Here is a 23074-nt window from a genome sequence, read left to right as displayed (position 1 = left end):
AAAAAGCCAAAAGGCATCTGACTTATTCAGGTGCCTTTTGGTTTTGAAAACGTTTTCACTATAACTACCTTATTAACTAATAGGTATGCTATTATTAATAAATGAAAATGAGAGAATGGAGAGGGTAGCCATTGAAAATTAATTCATTAATTGCCAACAATATCAACAAATTGGATGCAGTAATACCTGTAGATCGTTCAATAGGAATTGCGGGTTTGTCTGGTTCAGGTAAAACGACTTTTTGCCAAACGATAGGGGAGGAATCCAAAAAGCGTCTTGTTTCCTTATTGCCAAAGGCTGAATACCAGTATCTGTTTTCCACTATCATGGAGACGAACTTCAGTGCCATCAAAATGGAAGACATGCCTTTAGTCCTTTTCCTCGGTAAATCATCCATTTCTTCTAATCCACGTTCCACTATTGGAACACATACGGGTGTTTTTAAAGAGATACGCGATACTCTTGCGGAAAAATATAATCTTTCTCCAGAGGTATTTTCTTTTAATAATGCATTAGGATGGTGTCCAGATTGTAAAGGACGCGGTACGACCAAAAATATAGAATGCCCAAAGTGTAAGGGCAGACGTTATAATCAAGAAGTTGAGCAGTATAGGCTTGAATTATTCGAGCAGCCACATAGTATTTCCGACATCAACAACTTAAGCATTGAATCCATTCTTTCACTTGCAGAAGATTTACATCTTAGTGAAGGTAAAATACATATTCTCAAAAATATTGCCAATATGAATATCGGGTACCTTACCTTAAATCGGATCATGGGTACCTTGTCTGGTGGAGAAGTAACACGGCTTTACCTGGCTGAATTTATGGCTGCAAGTGAAAATACGGTTATTATAATTGATGAAATCTCCGTGGGTCTTGATCACGAAACATTACTGAAAATCTTGGATCAGATAAGACAATTAGGCTTTAAGAATCAAATCTGGCTCATTGACCATTCTGACACGGTGCTTGATGTAAGTGATGAACAATTGTTCTTTGGTCCGGGCAGTGGTAAATACGGCGGTAAAATTGTAGAAGAATCTCCACGTCCAAAACCAATTCTATGGGAACGAAATCCATCCATGCCAACAGAATATTACCAATTTAAAGATCTTTACTTTCGTAATATTCAAATGACTGAAATTCAGATTCCGAAAAATAGACTTGTCACCTTTACGGGTGAATCAGGAAGTGGTAAATCAACACTGGTTAACGAGTGTATTGCCAAGGATTTTCTAAAGCGTTATCCAAAAGACAAATTGGTGATTGTAGGACAGGATCGAAACCAATCGATTACCAGCCGTTCAACCGTTGCGACCTTTCTTGATATAAAAAGAAAACTGACAAAATACAGTGAGGATATTGATGATATTTTTCAGCGTTCGATTGAAGATATCATTGATGAACTGCCAAATGAAGACATTGCTCATAAACGCTTGAGCCTTTTAATAAAGCTTGGTCTTGGTTATTTGACATTAGAAAGAAAGACGCAAACTTTATCGACAGGAGAATTTCAATGTGTGCATTTAGTTTCTGAACTGTTTGCTAACACTAGGAATCCCCATACACTGTTTATTTTCGACGAGCCTTCAAAAGGGTTATCACAAAACATCCTAAACCAATTTATCGATAGTGTTAGGGTCATTCTGCAGGATGAATCTGTCTCCATCATGATGATCGAACATAATGCCTATATGCTGGATAGCTCAGATTATATTGTTGATTTTGGAAAAAGACAGGTGGAGCCTGTTCATCATCTCGATGTTTTAAGTCATGATGATTATTATCGTGATAAGTCTAGTGATGTTCCTGCTGCTTCCTTCCAAATATCTTCTACTCTCAATATGCAACAGGGCATTAACTACGTAGAAGAAAACCAAATTGGTTATTTTAAAAATGCAGAAAATGTCTATAAAGGCGGTATTTTAAAAAGCTTATCATCAATGGCCCGTTTGATTTATGGTGAATACGAAACGGACACCATTGCACCTGTTATCGCAATAGACCTTGAAAGACACTTGTATAGTCAATATAGTTTTCTTTATGAAATTGGCGGATTGATTAATCATATCATTGCTTCCCATCCAACCAATAAAGATACGAGAAACTTTGATTTCTACAATCAAGATAATCATTGTCCATGCTGTTCGGGTCGCCGGGAAATTGAAAAGTTTGATATTGATGTTGTGATCCAAGATAAAACCGTTCCTTTCTGGGATGGATTATTACATCCAGACGTAATGGAAGTTTTAAAATGGTACCAATATCCAAAATTGCAATTCCTTTTTGATGAGATCAAGAATGAGCTCGGTCAAGATATAAGTAAGAGCTTTAATGAGATGACAGAAGCAGAAAAGCATACTTTTTTATATGGGTATTGGGAAAAGTCCTTTTACGATAAAGCGGGCAAGGCTTCGAGAAACTGGGAAGGCTTTAATCTCATTATCGGCCGGTATATGTTTATTTCGAAATCGATTATTAAAGAGCAGATGAAAGAATCGAAAGAGATGATTACCTGTCCAGTCTGCCAAGGAACCGTGCTAAAACATCATAAAAAACTAAAATTTGGCGAAAGTGATATTCGTGAGATTATTGAAATGCCACTTGATCAGGCTATCGTAACAGTAGGGAATTTACCAGAACTCGAAAAGCTTAAAGCTATTGTTGGTGGAGATAGGATTCTCACGGAAGATGTATCTTTATTGCCTAGGGAAACACAAGTAGCGTTGAAGATGCTTGAACTAGAACTTGCTAGCTTTGTCGGCTATGAAGTGGTTTTACAAAATGCCTTACCATTCTGGGATAAAATTAGAAACAATATCGAAGACATAAGCAGCAAAAATCTACTTACCATTTGTGATTTTTCCGCAATTACCGAAACCAGAGAAACGATTATAGATAAATATTTCACCAATGGCAAATACAAAAAACTAACGTATGTCTATGAGGCGTTTGGCTACAAAAAAATTGTTACTCAAATTAATAAAATTAAAGCCGCTCATAAATGTCCGTTCTGTAATGGAAAGAAAGTCATTTCCGAAGATGGTCTCCATGACGGAGTCTACAAACTATCTGTTCCATGTGTAAGTTGTCATGCGAGCGGGATTAATGACGAAGGTCGAAAGGAAATCGTCGAAGGTATTGATGTCCAAACATGGCTCACGGGTACAGTAAAAGAGGTTGTTGCTGAAAACTTACTTACCGATGCAGTTAGTGACATTCCCATTTTCAATCGTATCCGCGAGTTAAATAAACGAGATATGATGGCGGTATACCAAGCTCTCGAGCAAAATAATTAAACGGATAATGATAAAAAACTCATTTGCACTATGACGCAAATGAGTTTTTACTATTTATTTAATAAATAAATCAAAACCGACTGTAATCAACCATCCAACACAAAGAGTAACCGAGAGATATGTACCGACATAAAGCAATAATTCCGCCATACTTCCTCCTTCTCTTCATTTTCCTATTTCCACAAAGACAATGTCATTATATCAAGGCATTCTTAAAAATTTGTCGAACCAAGGGATAGTCATCAATTTGTAAATAGACTGTTAACTTTCCTTAATAATAGAAATAGTTTGAATATAAACAGGACCATACTACCCAAAAATGGAAAAAAATAACTGCATTTATCAATGTTGAGGGGTGTGCTTTTTCCCATTTTTCAGCCCTAAATAATAGGTAACACTTAACTAGACAATGAAATTAATGTTCCGTAGACTAAACACTATATCATTTTTCTACTAATTATTTGGGGGTATGGTATCTAACCTCCTAATCTACTAAACCAATATTAGACGAAGGTTAGTAGTATTTTGATAACAGGGAGGAAAGAGCATGTTAGAATTTGACACAAGTATGGACCATTTAGCCAATATTAAAGTTGTCGGTGTTGGCGGAGGAGGTAATAACGCTGTCAACCGCATGATTGAGGATGGGGTTGGGGGAGTTGAATTTATCGCTGTCAACACAGATTCACAAGCCATCAAACAATCAAGAGCAGCAGTCAAGATGCAAATTGGTTCCTCTTTGACTAGGGGTTTAGGAGCAGGGGCAAATCCGGAAATAGGAAGAAAAGCGGTCGAGGAAAGCAAGAATCAAATTGAAGAAGTCTTGGCAGGAGCAGACATGGTTTTCGTTACGGCAGGAATGGGCGGCGGTACCGGAACAGGGGCAGCACCGGCCATTGCTAGAATCGCACGAAAGATGGGCGCACTGACAATCGGGGTGGTAACACGTCCATTCAAGTTCGAAGGCTTCAAGCGTGCAAAAAACGCCGAAAGTGGAATAAGCGCAATGAGGGAAGCCGTAGACACCCTAATTATCATTCCCAACGATCGTTTATTGGAAATTGTAGATAAAAAAACACCGATGATTGATGCCTTTCGTGAAGCGGATAATGTCCTGCGTCAGGGTGTACAAGGGATTTCCGATTTAATTGCGGTTCCTGGTTTAATCAACCTGGATTTTGCAGATGTAAAAACGGTTATGTCCCATAAAGGAACGGCCTTAATGGGAATTGGGATTGCGAATGGCAGCAATCGTGCGGCCGAAGCAGCAGAGAAAGCGCTAAACAGTCCATTATTGGAGACTTCAATCAATGGGGCTCATGGTGTCATTATGAACATAACCGGCGGCAACAATTTAAGTCTCTTTGAAGTCCAGGAGGCAGCCGAAATCGTGGCTTCCGCTTCCAACGAGGAATTAAATATGATTTTTGGTTCGGTGATTAATGAAAACTTAACTGATGAAATTATTGTAACCGTGATTGCTACTGGATTCACAGAGCAAGAGAATACCGTTGTACATAAACCTGCCCTAGCACCAGCGGAAGAAAAGGGTATTCCATATCAAAGAGAACAACATTATGAACATCAGCAAAGAGAACAGCATTACCAATATCATCAACGCGAACAACACTATGAACAACCTGAACCACTAACCTATGTCGAAGAGGAACAGCCATATAATCAGCAATCAGAAGAGATAGACGACTCTAGTGATATACCAACGTTCCTACGTAATCGAAAAAAGCGCTTACGTTCCTTTAGATGATTGACCCGAGTAGAGATCGTACCTAAATCAAAACGCTTGGGGATCCCAAGCGTTTTAATACTGATTATAGTGACTATTTATAAATGATTGGAATCAGCTTACCCTCAGGTTACCGTTGCTCCTGATTTTTAAGCTATACGGAAACCAGATATCTTCTCAGGTTACCGCTGATGCTGATTTTTACACTGTATGGGAATCAGAAGGCCTCTCAGGTTACCGCTGATGCTGATTTTTACACTGTATGGGAATCAGATGGCTTCTCAGGTTACCGCTGATGCTGATTTTTAAGCTTTACGGGAATCAGAAGGCCTCTCAGGTTACCGCTGGTGCTGATTTTTAAGCTGAACGGGAATCAGATGGCTTCTCAGGTTACCGCTACATCTGTTTTTAATCTACACGGGAATTAGATTTCCTTTATATTTATGCCATCGGAAGGCTTTTAAATTTTGTAACTGTCTCTACATATTCTTCTTGACCGTCAATAAACTTATACACTCTTGCCTCATCAAAATGAACGGTCTTCCAAGAGCGTAGCTCACCTTCTCGATATCCTCTGGCCATGAAATTTTCCAGTGATTTTTTTGTAGCTCCCTGGTAGTAGGTTTTTCCAATAAAAGTACCTTTAAAATACTTGTGTACCATATACGTATCAAACATTTGTGTAACCTCCTATTTTTAACAGTGTAATTATTTAATAGAATAACTCGTCTAAGAAAAGGTAATTAAATATATTTTCAACATCGCTATGTTGTTTACAGTGGAATATTACCACCAATCATGGATGTAGTCTGTGAATATTTTGTGAAACATTTCACGAATACCGTGGTAGTTTTTTCCAGAAATAATAATAAGCAGATTCAAGGATTATTTTGGGAAATCTAGAAAAGTAGATTGTAAGTAATGGTATAATTTTCTAAATAGAAGAGAGTCTTTTGGAGGGGAAAAATGAAAATTGTCATTGCTGGAGGATCTGGTTTCATTGGTCAGACGTTAACACAATTGCTGCTCGATGAAGGGCATAGTGTTGTGATTTTAACAAGGAAGGAAAAAAAATCTTCCGGAAAGATTGAATTTGTAAGGTGGCTGGTTGAAGGGGCTTCACCTGAAAAAGAAATAGGGAATGCAGATGCGTTTATTAACTTGGCTGGTGTGTCCATTAATGACGGGAGATGGAGTAAAAGCCATCAGAAGCAAATCTATGAAAGTCGAATGAAAGCAACGGATGAGCTACTTAGAATCATCTCATTACTTTCTACAAAGCCTTCTGTCCTGGTGAATGCCAGTGCGATTGGCATTTATCCATCCTCAAAAAATGCTGTCTACACTGAAAATTCATTGGAAACGGCGACTGATTTTTTGGGGGAGACTGTACGGGACTGGGAAAATAAAGCCAAGCAAGTTGAGAAATTTTCCATTCGTGCAGTATTCATGAGATTTGGTGTAGTGCTTGGTAAAGAGGAAGGTGCGCTGCCACTCATGGCCATGCCATATCGATTATTTGTTGGCGGAAAAGTGGGTTCAGGTGAACAATGGGTATCATGGGTCCATGTTACGGATGTAGTGCGCGCCATTCTCTTTGCTATTACTAGTAACCATTTAAGTGGACCCATCAATGTAACCGCTCCAGCTCCACTTCGAATGAACGAATTTGGTAAAAGTATTGGTTCTGTTTTAAATCGTCCACATTGGCTTCCCGTTCCTTCGTTCGCTATGAAAATGGTCCTTGGGCAAAAAAGTGCCCTAGTGCTGGAAGGGCAGCATGTTATCCCTCAAGTGTTACAAGAAAATGGGTTTGAATTCATATTCCCAACAATCCTCTCGGCCTTAGAGGATTTACTTTAAAAGTAAATCACGAATGTATGTTCTTATTTAGTGCGGTTTATGCTATACTTAAATGGCAATAGAAAAGGTTGTCTCAAAGGCGGTTGGCATGCTCCCATTGGAAAGGGGGTGTTGCTGTTTGACGATTTTTGAAACGTTCATGATTATGATTGGGTTTGCTAGTTTAATCGTAGCCATCCTGACGTTTGGTCAAAAAAAATAATCCACCCTTGAGTTTTGCGGCTCAGGTGGATTATTTAATCTCATTAACAAGTCAACCCTTTTAAGGGGACCGTCTATTGCAGGACCTGACATGTTGCACCATGTCGGTCTTTTTATTTTATGTTCATACTCATATTTATATTATAACGAAAAATAGGAAAAAAGAAACATAAATCAGTTATTTTGAAGAACTGAGAAACAGCAGAATGCACCTCCTTGTTAATTTTTTCATTCGATTGGAAAAATTTCATGCACATTTTTGAACTTTCAACATAAGATAACTTCTGTGAGAATTTTTTAATTGGAAGGAAGAAAAAACATATGAATATTGACGTAATTAAACAATCTACTAAAATTGAGAGTAATATTGGAGGAAATGGATTTAAGGTTATTGAAATTAACGTAACAGATCCATCTGAAAATTCTTTTGCGGTAGTTACTCCTGTGCAATTGAAATAGGAAACTACATTTCATCACTAAAAGACAATGTGTAAATCACATAACTAAAGACTTTTATATGCAAAAAAAGGAACTTCTGTGGAAAGGTAACGGGTTCCGTTACCTATCGCAATCATTAAAAATGTAATTTAAAATGAGTGCCAAATTGTATATGAATTTGTTACTCTTTTTTTATTGATGTAAAGCGATTTTTACGGAAATTACACTAAAATTTGTATAGGAAAATGCATTCCAAATTGTAAGGGTACAATGGCTATGTTATTCTGAACTAATTGGATATTTATGTTAAGATGAAATAAAGTTTGTGAAAAACTGTACTTAAGATAACGGTCAGGTTAGTTTAACAGAACATCTATAAATCCATCATTCAATATTGTATAATAATACTAATATATACATATTTATACACTTAAACAGGAGTGGAGATAATGAAAATTATTAGTGAGTCTAATATATTGAATGATTATTTACTTGAATTAAAAGAAGTTAATTATTCTAATCCTATAATTGCAGCAAATGCAGATGAACTTTTCATCTCGTTTCAAACAGAAATTGAAAAAGCCAAAGCAGCTTATGAATTTGTTCGTGATGAAATAGCACATTCTTGGGATATTCAGTCGAAACGGGTTACTTGTAACGCTTCAGATGTTTTAGGCTATAAAGAGGGAATTTGCTATGCATAATCACACCTATTAGCTTCTTTATTACGTTCGCAAGGAATACCAACAGGTTTTTGTTATCAACGTTTGATGTTGTTTGATACACCTGAAAAAGGGTACTGTATTCACGCATTGAATGCTGTTTTCTTTAAATCACTAAATAAATGGGTACGGTTAGATGCTCGTGGTAATAAAAAGGGAATTGATGCTCAATTTTCAGTTGATGAAGAAAAATTAGCCTTCCCAACTCAAAATGAATTTGGTGAAAAGGACTATCCTGTAATTTATGTAAAGCCACATCCAAAAACAATAGCTGTTTTAGAAGAGCATACAGATGCATTAGAAATGTATCGAAATCATTTACCTGGGAGTTTATAGTTTTTTCACTAAAGGGTGCAATAGTGAAAAGGCAGCAGAATGATCCGTTGCTTATTACCAACTCATATCTAAAAATATTTTTTATAAATTTCTCTTCTAATACTCCCACTTAGCTGAGCATATATCCGAGTGGTTTCGCTTTTTTCGTGCCCTAGTAAACTCTGAATTACATCAATGGGAGCTCCGTTGTTCAATAGGTGTGTGGCATAGCTGTGGCGTAGTTGGTGTGGATGGATTTCTTTGTCGATCCCTGCAAGACTTGAAATTCTTTTATGATGTACCTCATCTGTGCAATACTCATTTTATGCGGGTGCCGTTCAGTAACAAAAATAGCAGGGTCTGTATCCTGGCGGAGATCTAAATATCATTTTAACCAGATTTAACTTAAGAAACAAATAGAACTTGCGAGAGAAGACCTTGTTGATAATGATGATTTGGATGATATCAAAGATTGTTGCGGCTGGATAATGAAAATCATTGTTCGAGCAGGAATTGCTCTTGTTATCGTGGAAGAAAATCTTTACACGAGAGATTTGTTCCTTGCTTATAAGATATTTGCAAAGCATTATCCTGAAAAAGAACTAGAGATGAAAAAGGCACTTTTATATGCCATTGAACCAATTACAAACGTTGAGGAGCTTTTATACTTTTTAAATGAATTTGGTGAGTGGATAATCAAGGAATCAGACAAATGGCTGCAAATACATAATCCAAGTAATGCGAATAATGTTATATAAAGTTTCCTGCAATTCTTCTATAACGGAGAGTTGCTTTTTTTATTTGATTATTAATAAATTGTTAAAAAATAAGAAAAAATTACCATTTTTATGTTACTTTTATCATAAAACACGAACAATAACATGGATTTTTAAATTAATATTCACCTTTTTATTGATTTACTTTTGTGAATTTGTTATATTAACAAAGTAATAATACTAATAACATTATTCGTATATACTCGGTAATACGGTCCGAGTGTTTCTACCTGGTTCCCATTATATGAACTAGACTACGAGTTAAAGTATTTGGTGGTCAGGCATTCTTAGCCGCTCCATTTAATGATTTAGCATTTTTATTGCTTGATTATTAATATTTTGACTTTCGTAGGTCTAGAAGGCAGGGAATATCCTGCATTTTCTAGACTTTTTTCTTTGGAACCATTTAGCGAGAGTAAAAACAACAAGAAAAAGGGGAGAGATTATTTATGAAAAACAAAATGTTTAAAAAAGTCGCTTCAGTCGCAGCTGTTTCCGGCATGTTAGTGATGCTAGCAGGATGTAATTCATCTTTACTAAATGAAACAAAAGTAGAAGGTGCTCAGAGACCAATCATTATTCAAGGTCCAATGCCTATAGAAGCTGAAAATTTTGCGGAAAAATTAGATAACGTGAAAGTGGAAAAATCAGGAACGTTTGTTTTTTACAAAGGAAAATTGAATAATTATCCTGTTATCGTTACGAAAACAGGGAAGGGAATGGAAAATACGGCGGCTGCAACAGCATTGGCTATTGAAAAATATAACCCCATCGCCATCATCAACCAAGGTACATCTGGCGGACATGATCCGAGTCTAAATGTATTTGATATTGTGTTAGGGGAAAGGACGACAAACATTGGTTCATTAAAAACAACAAATATGGATGAAGGCCAAGGAATTGATCCAACTACATGGATTCCGATGGATTTAATGGCTTCGGAAGGAAGCGGATCAGATGAGAGTGCTAATAAAGTCCGTTACTACGAGGGAGATAAGGATTTACTTGCTGCTGCAAATGCAGTAAAAGACACATACACGAAGGGTAAAGTAGTCGAAGGTACGATTGGTTCAGCAGACTTTTGGAATAGCGAAGTAGACCGAATTAACTGGATCCATGAGGTTTACGGTACCTCTGTAGAAGAAATGGAAGGTGCCTCAGTAGCACAAATTGCCGATGCCTATGATGTACCATTCTTAGGTATTCGAATCCTATCAAATAATAAAACAAATGGTGGAACTTATAATCCAGGTACAGCAGCGGCAAATCAAGAGTATGTATATGAAGTAGTTAAAGAATACATCTCAATGATAAAAAAATAATAAACTACTAAACTTGCGTTTCTACGATTGTAGGAGCGCTTTTTTTGTTTTTGATTGAATCTAGTTTTTTTTTTACTTATGTCAATATAATTTAAACCTCTACGGCCACTGATGTTTGTGTTGGCGTAGAGGTTTTACCTTCCAATATTAATAATATGAAATCATTATATTAAGCGTTTACATTTTTATTAAGAAATAATCCCTTTTCTTAAAAGTTCACCGACTGCATGGGAACGGTTATGAGCACCAAGTTTTTTGATTGCAGATTTTACATATTGCTTTACGGTTAGTTCACTAATATCCATGGTGGCTGCCATTTCCTTCATGCTTTCTCCCCACGAAATTTTCCTCATCACCTCTAGTTCTCGTTTGCTTAGGTTTGGTGATTCTTTTAAATCTTCGGACTGCTCCATATACTTTCCAACCAATCTTCCATAGTCAGTGAGTGAGGAGAGGGCTTGTTCGTCTAGGAAAGTATCCTTAGAAAATTCCGTCGTACATATGTAGCCAATGACGACTGAACTAAAACAAATCGGGACTACAGCCATTGAGTTAATATTCGACGTAAGAATATACTTACTGCTCGTTTGTTTTAAAAATTCAATTCCAGAACAATACTTAGCTTTCCTCTCTAAAATCGCAGAATAGATGATAGGCAAAGTCCGAACATTATCCCGAATCTCGTTAATATAGACGATGCCGGTTGAATTTACCATTAAAACTCCTTCCCCAAGATAACCTAATGGAGAATAGCGAAATAGATAAGCATTACGTGCAGGGTAGAGAGACATGTAAACTTCAAGAATCTTATACAGTTTTTCTTCATGACTTGCTGCTTCTTCAAGCTGTACAATCTTTTCCATCAAGGTATGCTGAGATGGCAAACTATCATCTCCTTTTGGGGGATTGGACACCTATAAAATTAGGAATATTCAAATTATACAAAAAATTGTAACATTTAGATAGTGCTAATAGGTGCTAATCCCTAAAAAGGATTAAAATCTTTTTTAAAAGGAAAGGAAGATGACAATGGCAAATTTAAAACCACAGTCCCTCATGTATTTAGAAGCGTTTAAGCAAATGCCGCCAATTGCTTCATTAGAACCACAAACAGTCAGAGATATGTTTGCTATGGCACCCCCAGTAGAGGTAGAGCTTGCACCGCTTGCGAAGATTGAAGACCGACTAGTACCCGTTGATGGTGCAGAAATAAATGTACGAATCTATACCCCGGAAGGCCAAGGTCCATTCCCGATCTTTGTATATTATCATGGAGGCGGATGGGTAATTGGTGATATTGCTACATCGGATGCTAGCTGCAGAATGCTAGCAAACAAAACTGAGAGAATAGTGGTATCAGTAGATTATCGACTGGCACCAGAACATAAGTTTCCTGTTCCTGTTGAAGATTCCTATGCAGCTTTACAATGGGTATGTGAAAATGCTGTGGCTTTAAATGGAAACGCTTCCAATATTGTTGTAGGCGGGGATAGTGCTGGAGGAAATCTTGCTGCTGCTATGACCTTGAAATCAAGAAGAGTTAATGGACCTGCAATTGCTGGTCAGGTACTTATTTATCCGGTAACCGCATTAAGCTATGATTCTCAATCCTATCAGGACTTTAAAGAAGGATTTGGTTTAGATAGAGACCTAATGATTTGGTTTGGCAATTATTACATCCGCAATGACGAGGATGCAAAAAATGTACTTGTTGCACCGATTCTCGAAGAGGACTTACGCAATCTGCCACCTGCATTTGTACTTACGGCGGAGTTTGATGTATTAAGAGATGAAGGGGAGGCCTATGCAGAACGACTTAAGGAAGCTGGAGTTACCGTTGAAACTTCGCGTGAGGAAGGATTAATCCACGGATTTTTCACAAATATGGCTGTTTTCCCTGATGATATCAAAGGTGCAATCGATAAATTTGCAGCGTTTTTAAGTAAAGTTGACCAAGAGGTAAGTAGAGTCTAATTTTCATAGAAGAAAAATCTAAACCTTAATTTGGGAGGGAATGCTTTTGACATCTTCAAAAGAGACGAATTTTGATGCGGTAGTAATTGGTGCGGGCTTTTCAGGAATGTATATGCTTTATCGCTTACGTGAAGCAGGTTTATCAACTCGTGTTTATGAGGCAGCCGATGGTGTTGGCGGTACCTGGTATTGGAACCGTTATCCAGGAGCACGTTGTGACTCCGAGAGTATCTATTATAACTATACCTTTTCCGAAGATCTTTACCGCGAGTGGACTTGGTCTTCTCGATATCCGGAGCAGCCCGAAATCTTAAAATATCTTAATTTTGTCGCTGATAAGTTTGAATTGAGACCAGATATTCAGTTTAAGACCCGCGTTAATGCAGCCCAATATGACGAAGAGAACAAGATTTGGCAGATTACTCTAAATGACGGCAGTATTGTTACTGCGAAGTACTTTATTACTGGAGTAGGTTGTCTTTCTGCATCCAATCTTCCCAAATTTAATGGCTTAGAAAACTTCAAAGGAGAATATTATCACACAGGACATTGGCCACATACAAAAGTTGATTTCACTGGCAAAACAGTCGGTATTATAGGGACTGGTTCGAGCGGCGTTCAGGCGATTCCTGCTATCGCAAAAGAAGCTGCCCACTTAACCGTTTTCCAACGGACACCACAGTATAGTGCTCCAGCGCGAAATCATCCGTATGATCCTGAGTATATACGTCAAGCAAAAGAAAATTTCCAAGAAATTAAACGTCAAATGCGTGAATCTACAGGCGGAGCGCCTGGTGACATCCCGACGAAATCAGCGCTTGAGGTAACACCTGAAGAACGTCTGGAGAAATATGAGGAAGCATGGCGAATTGGAGGTCAAGGAATTTTCACCTCTTACTATGACATTACCGTCAATGAAGAGGCAAACAAAACGGCTTCCGAATTCATCCGTACTAAAATCCGCGAGATTGTTAAAAAGCCGGATGTTGCAGATAAGCTGATGCCTTCGTATTATTATGGAACAAAGCGGCCAATCATCGATACCGATTACTATGAAACCTATAATCGAGATAATGTTTCTTTAGTAGATGTTAAGAAGAATCCAATTGTTGAAATTACGGAAAAAGGGCTGCGTACGACTGAAGGCGAGTATGAGGTTGATGTGCTTGTTTTTGCTACCGGCTTTGATGGCATGACAGGTCCATTATTAAAAATGGATATCCGCGGTAAAGACGGAGTATCATTGAAGGAAAAATGGAATGGGGGAGAAAATACAAGAACCTACCTAGGTGTTGCGAATGCTGGATTCCCTAATTTCTTCATGATTACCGGACCTGAAAGTCCTTCCGTTTTGAGTAACATGCCGGTTTCGATTGAGCAGCATGTGGAATGGATCTCCGATTGTATTGAATACATGTGTGAAAACAATATGGAAAGTATCGAAGCAAACGTTGAAGCTGAGGAAGCCTGGAGTAAGCATTGCGGAGAGGTCGCGAATGCAACGCTGTTTTCAAAGGCAGATTCCTGGTACACGGGTGCCAACATCCCTGGAAAAACACGTAGGTTTTTAATCTACTTAGGGGGTGTCGGAGCATACCGCCAGAAATGTGCTGAAATCGCGGCCAACGGTTACGAAGGCTTCCATTTTGAAAAAGCTCCGGCTCCCATTCAAGGCAGTATAAAATAAATAGATTAGCTTAATCAAGAACTACCTATCGAAATGGTAGTAAGATTAGTCCTTCATCAACAAATTCAGGCGTGAATTCCTATGTGAATTCACACCTAAAACTTTTTTCAGCTAGTAATCCTTCCGTAACTGCTAGGGGAAATCAAAGGTTTTCTTCATGGAAGGAAAATGTGGCAGAGTGGTTTAATGGTTTGCGTGAGGATAGTGTTTTACTTAAAGTTGATTTTAATGACTTAGTAGTTGAAGAGAATTCATATCTCGCATTTGCTTATTGTGCTATAACATTTGCTGCTTACCAAGAAGAATCAGGTGAGAAACTTCGTCAAATGACAAATCGGTTCACATATAGTTTAAAAAAAGTGAATGAATATTGGGTTATAGCTCATGAACATTCATCCTTGCCTATAAATATGGAAACGGGTAAGGGAATATTTAACTTGAAGTAATAAATAAATTATCTGATTTGTCATAAAGGGTTGCGGCGGCAACCCTTTGTTTTTGTGCAAGTCTAAAAAACAAGTGTTCCTCTCTAATAGATGTATACATCAAAGAAATGGCTATAATAATCATTTACCTTGTTTTTAGCTTTCTTTTTAATAGAATGTTTTTTTGTGTACTGATAAATTGGAAATGATGATAATATCAGAACAGAACTACATAAGAATAGTATGCACAAAATACCTATTATCATGGACATCTTAGTACCCTCCTTTTATTATTACGAAATCAGTTTAAATTATGAAACGCGTATCATAGCAAGAAAAAGTTTTTTAAGGAGTTATAACTGTGGCAAATATCAAAGATATTGCAAAAATAGCTGGAGTATCGGTTACAACCGTTTCTCGTGTATTGAATAATCATCCATATGTAAGTAAAGAAAAAAAGGAAGCTGTCTTGCAGGCAATGGAGGAATACAAATACCAGCGAAATATAAATGCCGTTCATCTAAGCAAAGGAAAAACTTTCCTTATAGGGGTTGTTATTCCATTTACCAATCATCCTTACTTTGGCTTGCTCCTTGAAGGGATTGCGAAAGAAGCTGTGAAAAACAATTACAAGTTGGTTCTATTTCAAACTAATTATGACGAAAACCGAGAAATTGAAGCGTTAGAGATGTTACAGCATAAGCAAATAGATGCACTTATTATCTGTTCAAGAAGTTGTGGATGGGACGTTATAGAACAGTATGTGGAATACGGTCCAATCATTTTATGCGAAGATGCGAGAGACCGAAATGTATCATCAACATTCATTGACCATTATAATTGCTTTACCAATGCACTAGAGTATCTTTATCATAAAGGACATCAAAAAATTGGCTATTGTGTGGGAAGGAAATCAGGAACCAATAGTAAACAAAGGGAGAAGGCTTATATAGATTTTTTGCATAACGTAAACCTGTCATTTGACCCTGATTATATTTTTTATGAAAGTCTAAAATTTGAAGATGGGGTAAAAGTGGTACAACAATTAATTAGAATGGACAATCCGCCAACTGCTCTGCTCGTTACAAGTGACATCGTGGCTGCTGGAATGATAACCTACTGCAAGGAAAAAGAAATCTTAATACCTGATGACCTTGCAATAATGGGATTCGATAACCATCCGATTGCAAAAGTTATGCACATCACAACACTTGAAATTCCTTTGGTTGAGATAGGGGAGAAATTGTTTCTTCAAACAATGGACAATAGAAATAATTCTCACCAGGAGATAAATGTGAAATTAATTGAACGACAAACTGTATAACAGTATCGAGGATGAATCATTCTAAAAATTTAGATATTCCTATTAAAAGAACTCGCCAATCTTGATCTGCCCCGTAAATGTTAGACACCATTCTAACATTTACGGGGCAGATCATCTATGGCGAGTTTTGCTTTTTTACAATTTATTTGATTGATGTAAGGTAATAGCAATTATTGTCAAAGAATGTTACCATTCTATAAGAATATGTTTTTTTGGAAGGAGATTAAGAATGATTAAAAAGATGGTCTCCCTGGTTGCTGTAAGTATGGCAATCGGGTGCTTTGCAGGAGAAAAGGGGTATGCAGCAACAAATCCTCCTCAGCAGGAGATTAATAGAATGCTAACCGAAGAAGCATTTAAAAAAGGTATACCGCCTGAAATTGTGAAAGCTGTTGCTATTCAAGAAAGTAGCTGGCGCCAATTTGATGAAAAAGGTGACCCACTTGTCATTGATGGTGGGATTGGTATCATGCAAGTTACACAACCCCACAATTTTAATGAAGATTTATTAAAAAATGACATCAAGTATAACATCGAGAAAGGTGTGGAAATACTTGATCAAAAGTTTCGTAATTTTGATGCAATTCTTCCTAAATTGAATGATATGGACCGCGATGTACTAGAAAACTGGTACTTTGCACTATTAGCATACAATGGAAAGAAACAAGTGAATAGTCCTACTAAGCAAGATGATGGCAGTGTCAATAAAGGAGCATACCAGGAGGAAGTCTATACGAAAGTCGATTACTATAATAATTTTATGGGTGTCTCTCCACTGCCATTCCCATTTAAACCTGAGGACTTCACTTATACCGGGGCGCCAAACTATAATTTGCATTTTAATAAGATGGAATATGATGTTCCCGATCACTTATTGCATGTAACGAAGCATAAATTTGAAAAGGATGATATTGTTCTTTCTGCACCAGCGGCACAATTCCGTGGGGTTCCTTCTACCGTAAAAACGATTGACCCAATAAGGAGTCTGCCTAAAGGGATGAGGGAAGCTATCACCATCCTTGATCCAGGGAATCAAGCAGGAGCCCCTCAATATTCATCATTGGTTTACGATGAAACCTACAAATATGATTCAACGGTAAAAATGCTAGATAGACAATATGTCTGGTATAAAGCGTTACTTAATGATGGTAAAACCACTGCGTATACGGCCTCAGGTGAATTGATCCCATTAGGAAAACGTCTTCATGGTTTTGATCGGATGGAAACGGCAGCGGCTGTTTCTCGAGAAGGCTGGAAATCAACGGATACCGTTGTGATTGCCTTTGGATATGATTTCCCTGATGCCTTAGCTGGTACACCGCTTGCGTATCATTTGGATGCACCGCTTCTTTTGTCTTACTATGATTCATTAAGGGACGCAACGAAAAATGAAATTAAAAGATTAGGTGCTAAAAAGGCTGTGTTGCTTGGCAGTTCAAAGCTCATTAAGCCATCTGTTGAGAAAGAATTAAGAGATTTAGGGATTACAACCATTACACGTTATGGCGGGGAAGATAGATTTGAAACAGCAGCAAAAATTGGTCAGCAATTACCGAAAAAGGATACCGCTGTCCTTGCATACGGTTTTAATTTCCCAGATGCGTTATCCATTGCATCTTATGCCGCTCAAAATGGTTACCCGATTTATTTAACGCGGGAAACTGGAATACCTGATGTAACCGCAAACGAACTTAAAAACTATGAAAATATTATTGTTGTTGGTGATAAGCAGCTTCTCCCAGATAGTATCTTATCTAAAGTATCACCTAAAAAGATCATACGTTACGGCGGGGAAACTCGCTTTGATACCAATGCAGCCATTGTAAATGGACTTTATAATGGGATTGATCAAGCATATCTTGCAAGAGGATATGAATTCCCTGATGCCTTAACAGGTGCTGTATTAGCTGCAAAACAAGGTGTACCTATCTTGTTATCGAACGATAAGAATGTTCCTCCTTCTATTCGAAGCACCATATTGAAACAGAAAATTGATTACTTTGGTTTCCTCGGTGGTCAAGATGTGTTAGATGTTCAAAATGAAATTGGACAAATTGTCCAAGAAATTAAGTATTAAAAAGAAAAGGAACTTCTGTAATTGGAGGTTCCTTTTTTACAGAACTTTTATTTTGTATGGGAGGTATTTATATCATGTTCTGGGATAAACCAAAGTGCTTAGTTTGTGACAAAGAAATTAAAGGAGATGAAATGGTTTATGTTAAAATGCGGTATCCCAAGCGAAAAGGATTTACCGAAATAATAGCTTACTTAAGAAACGAAGGTAAATTCATTTGTGAAGATTGTTTTAATAAAAAACAATAGATTATTAGAGGTGTAGTGGATGATTAAAAATAAAATGACAGAGCTATTAAAAATTGAGTTTCCGATTATCCAAGCTCCTATGGCAGGAGGAGTAACCACTTCAAATTTAGTAGCAGAGGTTTCAAATTCCGGTGGTCTTGGTATGATGGGAGCTGGCTACATGACACCAGATCAAATACGTGATCAGATCAAAGAAATAAAGCAGTTAACAACATATCCATTTGGTATCAATCTATTTGTTCCTAACGAATTTACCTATACAGAAAAAGAAATTAAAGCAGCAAATGATCACTTACAACCCATTTATAAGCAATTAAATATAAGCGATAATGTCAATCTTGACATACCTACATCTAATCATTTTTTTGAGAAGTTCGATGAACAAATCCAGGTTGTCATAGACGAAAAAGTCCCTGTTTGTTCATTTACTTTTGGTGTTCCTTCCATTGAAATAATCGCTGAGTTAAAACACCATAACATTATTCTGATGGGAACAGCAACAACCGTTGAAGAAGCGGTTGAAGTTGAAAAGTTAGGGATGGATATGGTTGTTGTTCAAGGCAGTGAAGCGGGTGGACACCGAGGGAACTTTATGGCTGACGACGAAAAGAGTTTAGTAGGTTTAATGTCATTGATTCCTCAGGTTGTTGATCATGTAAGCATTCCTGTGATTGCTGCTGGAGGAATTATGGATGGTAGAGGGCTGATGGCCGCCATTTGTTTGGGATCAAAGGGAGTTCAAATGGGGACAGCTTTCTTAACCTGTATAGAAAGTGGAGCTCATAAACTACATAAAGAAGGCATTCTTCACGCAAAAGAAGACCAGATGGTTTTGACACGAGCGTTTTCTGGCAAATGGGCAAGGGGAATTAACAATAAATTTATTTCAGACTTCAAGAATCATGAAGAGTCTGTACCCCATTTTCCAGTTCAAAATACTCTAACCCAACACATTCGAAAGGCTGCTTCTTCCCAAAATAATTCAGATTACATGTCACTCTGGTCTGGTCAAAGTCCTAGATTAGCCAAAAGTCAAACTGTTGAAGTTTTAATGAAAGATATTATAGCTGAAGTAAAAAATATAAATAAACATCTTACGAGTATATCAGTAGAATAGTGATTCTAACGAAGTGCGATTGTTCTATATGGACAATCGCCTTTTTTATCTTGTCAAGAATTACTTGTGAAATTTTTGTGAAATAGTACATTACTCTTAAAACCACATAGTCAGCATGTTAATATGAATATGCTAGGAAACATGTACTAGTTTAGTCAATTCCCGAATATATTAAGTACATCATGTATTAGAGAGAAAGGAGCTTTATCTTGAAGAAAATTATATTATTCTTGGTTTGTACTTTACTGGCTGTACCTTCCTTTGTAAGTGCACACACAAGTTTATCTTCATCGAATCCATCTGAAGGACAAGTTGTAACAGAGAATCTTGAACAAATTATTCTTACGTTTGCTACTTCTATCGAGGAATTAAGCACGATGGATATGGTTAAGGACGGAAATAAAATTCCATTAGAAGGAATCAAGGTTGAAAATAAGCAATTAATTGGAACAATAGCAAAACCATTAGATAATGGATCTTACATAATCCAATGGACAATTGTTGGAGAAGATGGTCATCCGATAAAAGGAGAAATCAATTTTGTTGTACAAATGGATCAAAATGCAATAGAGGAGAATCCTGTTACTCCTGAGGAGAGCGAAGCAAATCAAGAGGATGACAGTCAAAATGATCAAATAGCTCAAAATAGTGAAGATCAAAATACAGCGTCAGATACAGTTGAAAAAACGGACGATCAAAATAATAATGACTCATCAACCATGTTAATTACAGTTTTTATTATCTTAATTGTGATATTTGGAATTGTACTTTTATTCTTTACCGGAAAGAAAAAACGTTAATCAAAAATATACATTATTTATGACTAACCATCGTGAAGGGAATACAATATATTATGAAAAAATTAGCACCGTCTTTAATTTTAATGCTTGTAGGATTTACACTATTTACGGGTGTGGCAAGTGCCCACGTAACTGTACTGCCTAAGGAAACCACACAGGGAAGCTATGAAATGTTCACCGTTCGGGTACCTTCTGAAAACGATACAGTTCCGACTACACAAATAAAAGTAGAATTTCCATCAGAAGTTAATATAAGCCGTTTTGAACCAAAGCTCGGCTGGAAATATGAAATCCAAAAAGATGCCACTGATAAAATTACGAGCGTTACTTGGACCACAGAAGGTGAAGGTTTATCAGCAACTGAATTTGGACTTTTTAATATGCAAGGGAAGGTTGCAGACGAGGCAACTGAAATTGTTTTCAAAGCTTATCAGACATATCAGGATGGAAGCCTAGTGGAGTGGGTTGGAGCATCAGATGCAGACAAGCCTGCATCTGTGACTACAGTAAATCCAAAGCCAGCTGATGGATCTGGTGATCACCACGGTACTGCTACTAAAGAAGAGGTGAAACCGGAGCAAACGCATGAAGAAGTAGTAAAAGAAACAACAAGCCCTTCAAATGCTCCACTTTATGTTTCAATTGCTGCATTAATCGCTGGATTGTTAGCACTGGTTATTTCACTAAAAAAACGCGCATAATGTTATATCTTAAAAGACAAGGAATTACTATTTCTTGTCTTTTTTTATGGACCTTCATCTATACGGTCATTTCCTAACCAAAGTGAATAGAATACCTAGATTAATTTTGGAAGGGAATGAGCAAGATGTACTATTTTCCTTATACCTACCCATATGTATACCAAAATCCTGATTATTTCTATGTGCCAATGGATAACTATGGGAGGCAACCTTTGTATTGGGGTTATCCGGATCAATTGGACTATGCAAATGGATATCAATATTGGCAATCTATAAATGAGAGAAATGTAGATATTAAAGATTATGGGAAACAACCATTTGTAGTGGATATTGAGGAAGCTGCTAAGCAAAACCGTACATTTCGAACAGCTTTATGGACAGGGAATCATATGCAAGTTACTTTGATGAGTATCAACGTGGGGGAAGACATCGGTTTAGAGATGCATCCCGATGTCGATCAATTCTTACGTATTGAAGAGGGTCAAGGAATCGTTCAAATGGGTGATTCAAAAGACAATTTAACTATTCAAGCAAGGGTTTCGGATGATTTTGCCATTATGGTCCCTGCAGGGAAATGGCACAATGTTACCAATACAGGGAATACGCCCCTGAAACTTTATACGATCTATGCCCCACTTCAACATCCATTTGGGACTGTTCATAGAACGAAGGCAGAGGCAATGGCTGCAGAAGAAAATCATGAATAACAATTAGGGTTATGACTAAATAATCCCGAACTCCAATAAAAGAAGCGTTGATTCAAGTATGAATTGACGCCTTTTTATTTGTACTAGTTTCTCCCGAAAAAAAAACACCCGATTATTGATCGGATGCATACTTGATTATTCCATGTAAATAAACGGAGTATTCCCGCTGTACACATTCTCTTAACTTAATCTTTCCTTCACTTTCTAATTCTCCCACCCATTTCTCAATCTTTTTTTCATCTTCTTTAGTGGACTTAGGAATCTCTGTTGAAAATAAATTACTTTGACTGGCATTGCGAAGATTTTTTAATAAATCAACTTTATTCATTGGGCCAACCCCTTTATCTATTAATTCGACATAAAGGACGTTTTATCCTTTAATACCGAAATTTTTCAAACGAAAAACATCAGATAAAGAGGGAAGACAATTTTAGTGGCGTTTGTAATAACTAGAGAATATTGAGAATGCTTTGAGGAGCTGTTCTATTGGGTTTATTTAGATTTGTTTTCGTTTGTGTCAGTTTTATCATTATTGGGTTTATTTCAGTTTTAATAGTAGATATTACTTTTTCTGTGTGGGGACTCACATTAAATTCTTTCACACAGTATTCTTTACAATTTCTCATTTTATACTTTGGTGTGCGTAAGTTCGGTGTGAAAAAAGGAATCAAAAATAAATATAGTGATTTTCCTAATTAAAATCCCCGATTAAAATTAAGGAATCTTTTCTTTTCTATCCCCTGAACTTCTTGATTTTCACATTAATGTGCCTACTTCTAAAATGTGTTCTTAGGCAATATTATAACGGGAGCAGGTAAATTATACCAAGGGGGAGTAGTTGATGAATATTGCGCTATGGATTGCTCAAATTTTATTAGGATTGATGTTTTTAATGGCAGGTTCAACGAAAGCATTTTCTTATGAGAAAGCAAAAGCCAGCATGCCTTGGGTACAAGATTCATCAAAAGGTTTAGTAACCTTTATCGGGGTTGCCGAGCTGCTAGGAGGGCTTGGGTTAATACTGCCTTATGTCTTAGGAATTGCACCAATATTAACCCCTATTGCCGCTCTTGGACTGGGGCTTATCATGATTCTGGCTGCAGGGTTCCACGCAAAAAGGAAAGAAAGTAAAGCAATTCCAATGAATCTAATATTATTAGTATTGGCACTATTTGTAGCATTTGGACGCTGGTAGGAGCTCAAATACATTATTTGGTACCAGGTTCAGAAAGCGAATTCTGAACCTTTTTCTTTTAAAAATAAATCAGTATATATATTTTTTTTAAAGACCTTTAATTTATAAAATTTTATAATAATGGTATATGATGTAATGA

The 23074-nt window shown here is 37.0% G+C and carries 21 protein-coding genes, 2 pseudogenes and 1 riboswitch; of the genes and pseudogenes, 19 read left to right on the top strand and 4 right to left on the bottom strand.

All coding sequences use genetic code 11. The features are described from left to right. Positions 1-131 precede the first annotated feature (131 nt). Complete coding sequence (locus CHI06_RS17280) at positions 132-3302, top strand: ATP-binding cassette domain-containing protein (protein WP_095249870.1); 3171 nt, start codon at positions 132-134, stop codon at positions 3300-3302. Positions 3303-3849: 547 nt separating this feature from the next. Beyond that, positions 3850-5067, top strand: a complete 1218-nt coding sequence (gene ftsZ / locus CHI06_RS17275) for a cell division protein FtsZ (protein WP_095249869.1) — start codon at positions 3850-3852, stop codon at positions 5065-5067. A gap of 420 nt (positions 5068-5487) precedes the next feature. Here the strand turns inward: ftsZ and CHI06_RS17270 are convergent, their stop codons facing one another. Beyond that, a complete protein-coding gene (locus CHI06_RS17270) occupies positions 5488-5724 on the bottom strand; it encodes a hypothetical protein (protein WP_095249868.1) in 237 nt (78 codons plus the stop codon). A 288-nt stretch (positions 5725-6012) separates the two neighbouring features. Here CHI06_RS17270 and CHI06_RS17265 point away from each other — a divergent pair, with 288 nt between their 5' ends. The 4 genes and pseudogenes from CHI06_RS17265 to CHI06_RS17260 all read left to right on the top strand — a co-directional run bounded on the left by CHI06_RS17265 (position 6013) and on the right by CHI06_RS17260 (position 8606). Further along, the gene (locus CHI06_RS17265) at positions 6013-6909 is read left to right on the top strand and encodes a TIGR01777 family oxidoreductase (RefSeq protein WP_095249867.1); all 897 of its coding nucleotides are present in this window, start codon (positions 6013-6015) and stop codon (positions 6907-6909) included. Positions 6910-6961: 52 nt separating this feature from the next. After that, complete coding sequence (locus tag CHI06_RS31110) at positions 6962-7111, top strand: putative holin-like toxin (protein WP_373558154.1); 150 nt, start codon at positions 6962-6964, stop codon at positions 7109-7111. Between the two features lie 320 nt (positions 7112-7431). Continuing rightward, positions 7432-7569: a hypothetical protein gene (locus CHI06_RS29835; RefSeq protein WP_165979031.1), complete on the top strand. Its 138-nt coding sequence runs from the start codon at positions 7432-7434 to the stop codon at positions 7567-7569. Between the two features lie 428 nt (positions 7570-7997). After that, a pseudogene (locus tag CHI06_RS17260) lies at positions 7998-8606 on the top strand (transglutaminase-like domain-containing protein). Between the two features lie 68 nt (positions 8607-8674). Here CHI06_RS17260 and CHI06_RS17255 read toward each other — a convergent pair. Next, positions 8675-8985: pseudogene (locus CHI06_RS17255) on the bottom strand (tyrosine-type recombinase/integrase); the annotation flags it as partial. A gap of 88 nt (positions 8986-9073) precedes the next feature. Between CHI06_RS17255 and CHI06_RS17250 the strand changes: the two are divergent. Both CHI06_RS17250 and CHI06_RS17245 read left to right on the top strand, forming a co-directional pair. After that, positions 9074-9343, top strand: coding sequence for a hypothetical protein (locus tag CHI06_RS17250; RefSeq protein ID WP_095249866.1), 270 nt, complete (start codon positions 9074-9076; stop codon positions 9341-9343). Positions 9344-9534: 191 nt separating this feature from the next. Further along, a riboswitch (purine riboswitch) is annotated at positions 9535-9638 on the top strand. A gap of 172 nt (positions 9639-9810) precedes the next feature. Next, positions 9811-10683: a 5'-methylthioadenosine/S-adenosylhomocysteine nucleosidase gene (locus CHI06_RS17245; RefSeq protein ID WP_179292666.1), complete on the top strand. Its 873-nt coding sequence runs from the start codon at positions 9811-9813 to the stop codon at positions 10681-10683. 188 nt (positions 10684-10871) lie between these two features. Here CHI06_RS17245 and CHI06_RS17240 read toward each other — a convergent pair whose 3' ends face one another. Further along, positions 10872-11567 carry a LuxR C-terminal-related transcriptional regulator gene (locus CHI06_RS17240; RefSeq protein WP_095249865.1) on the bottom strand — a complete coding sequence of 232 codons (696 nt, stop codon included), beginning with the start codon at positions 11565-11567 and terminating at the stop codon, positions 10872-10874. Between the two features lie 145 nt (positions 11568-11712). Here CHI06_RS17240 and CHI06_RS17235 point away from each other — a divergent pair, with 145 nt between their 5' ends. The 10 genes from CHI06_RS17235 to CHI06_RS17190 all read left to right on the top strand — a co-directional run bounded on the left by CHI06_RS17235 (position 11713) and on the right by CHI06_RS17190 (position 21740). Beyond that, positions 11713-12657: an alpha/beta hydrolase gene (locus CHI06_RS17235; RefSeq protein ID WP_257009344.1), complete on the top strand. Its 945-nt coding sequence runs from the start codon at positions 11713-11715 to the stop codon at positions 12655-12657. Positions 12658-12703: 46 nt separating this feature from the next. After that, positions 12704-14344, top strand: coding sequence for a flavin-containing monooxygenase (locus CHI06_RS17230; RefSeq protein WP_257009343.1), 1641 nt, complete (start codon positions 12704-12706; stop codon positions 14342-14344). Between the two features lie 170 nt (positions 14345-14514). Continuing rightward, positions 14515-14790, top strand: a complete 276-nt coding sequence (locus CHI06_RS17225) for a nuclear transport factor 2 family protein (RefSeq protein ID WP_179292665.1) — start codon at positions 14515-14517, stop codon at positions 14788-14790. A 340-nt stretch (positions 14791-15130) separates the two neighbouring features. After that, complete coding sequence (locus CHI06_RS17220) at positions 15131-16093, top strand: LacI family DNA-binding transcriptional regulator (protein ID WP_095249862.1); 963 nt, start codon at positions 15131-15133, stop codon at positions 16091-16093. 229 nt (positions 16094-16322) lie between these two features. After that, a complete protein-coding gene (locus CHI06_RS17215) occupies positions 16323-18170 on the top strand; it encodes a cell wall-binding repeat-containing protein (RefSeq protein ID WP_095249861.1) in 1848 nt (615 codons plus the stop codon). A gap of 74 nt (positions 18171-18244) precedes the next feature. Then, complete coding sequence (locus CHI06_RS17210) at positions 18245-18415, top strand: Fe3+ hydroxamate ABC transporter substrate-binding protein (RefSeq protein WP_095249860.1); 171 nt, start codon at positions 18245-18247, stop codon at positions 18413-18415. A 19-nt stretch (positions 18416-18434) separates the two neighbouring features. Continuing rightward, positions 18435-19532: an NAD(P)H-dependent flavin oxidoreductase gene (locus tag CHI06_RS17205; RefSeq protein ID WP_095249859.1), complete on the top strand. Its 1098-nt coding sequence runs from the start codon at positions 18435-18437 to the stop codon at positions 19530-19532. A gap of 209 nt (positions 19533-19741) precedes the next feature. Then, entirely contained in the window at positions 19742-20332 is a 591-nt protein-coding gene (locus tag CHI06_RS17200) for a copper resistance protein CopC (protein WP_179292664.1), read from the top strand. A gap of 53 nt (positions 20333-20385) precedes the next feature. Next, entirely contained in the window at positions 20386-21033 is a 648-nt protein-coding gene (locus CHI06_RS17195) for a YcnI family copper-binding membrane protein (protein ID WP_095249857.1), read from the top strand. A 125-nt stretch (positions 21034-21158) separates the two neighbouring features. Further along, positions 21159-21740, top strand: coding sequence for a cupin domain-containing protein (locus CHI06_RS17190; protein ID WP_095249856.1), 582 nt, complete (start codon positions 21159-21161; stop codon positions 21738-21740). A 112-nt stretch (positions 21741-21852) separates the two neighbouring features. Here the strand turns inward: CHI06_RS17190 and CHI06_RS17185 are convergent, their stop codons facing one another. After that, a complete protein-coding gene (locus CHI06_RS17185) occupies positions 21853-22068 on the bottom strand; it encodes a hypothetical protein (RefSeq protein ID WP_095249855.1) in 216 nt (71 codons plus the stop codon). Positions 22069-22581: 513 nt separating this feature from the next. On the opposite strand from CHI06_RS17185, the gene CHI06_RS17175 reads away from it, so the two are divergent. Next, positions 22582-22935 (top strand): DoxX family protein, encoded by a 354-nt coding sequence (locus tag CHI06_RS17175; protein WP_095249853.1) that lies wholly within the window; start codon positions 22582-22584, stop codon positions 22933-22935. Positions 22936-23074: the final 139 nt, after the last annotated feature.

The sequence above is a fragment of the Bacillus sp. 7884-1 genome (assembly GCF_002272245.1).
GTDB lineage: Bacteria > Bacillota > Bacilli > Bacillales > Cytobacillaceae > Neobacillus.
This window is presented reverse-complemented; position numbering and strand designations above follow the sequence as displayed.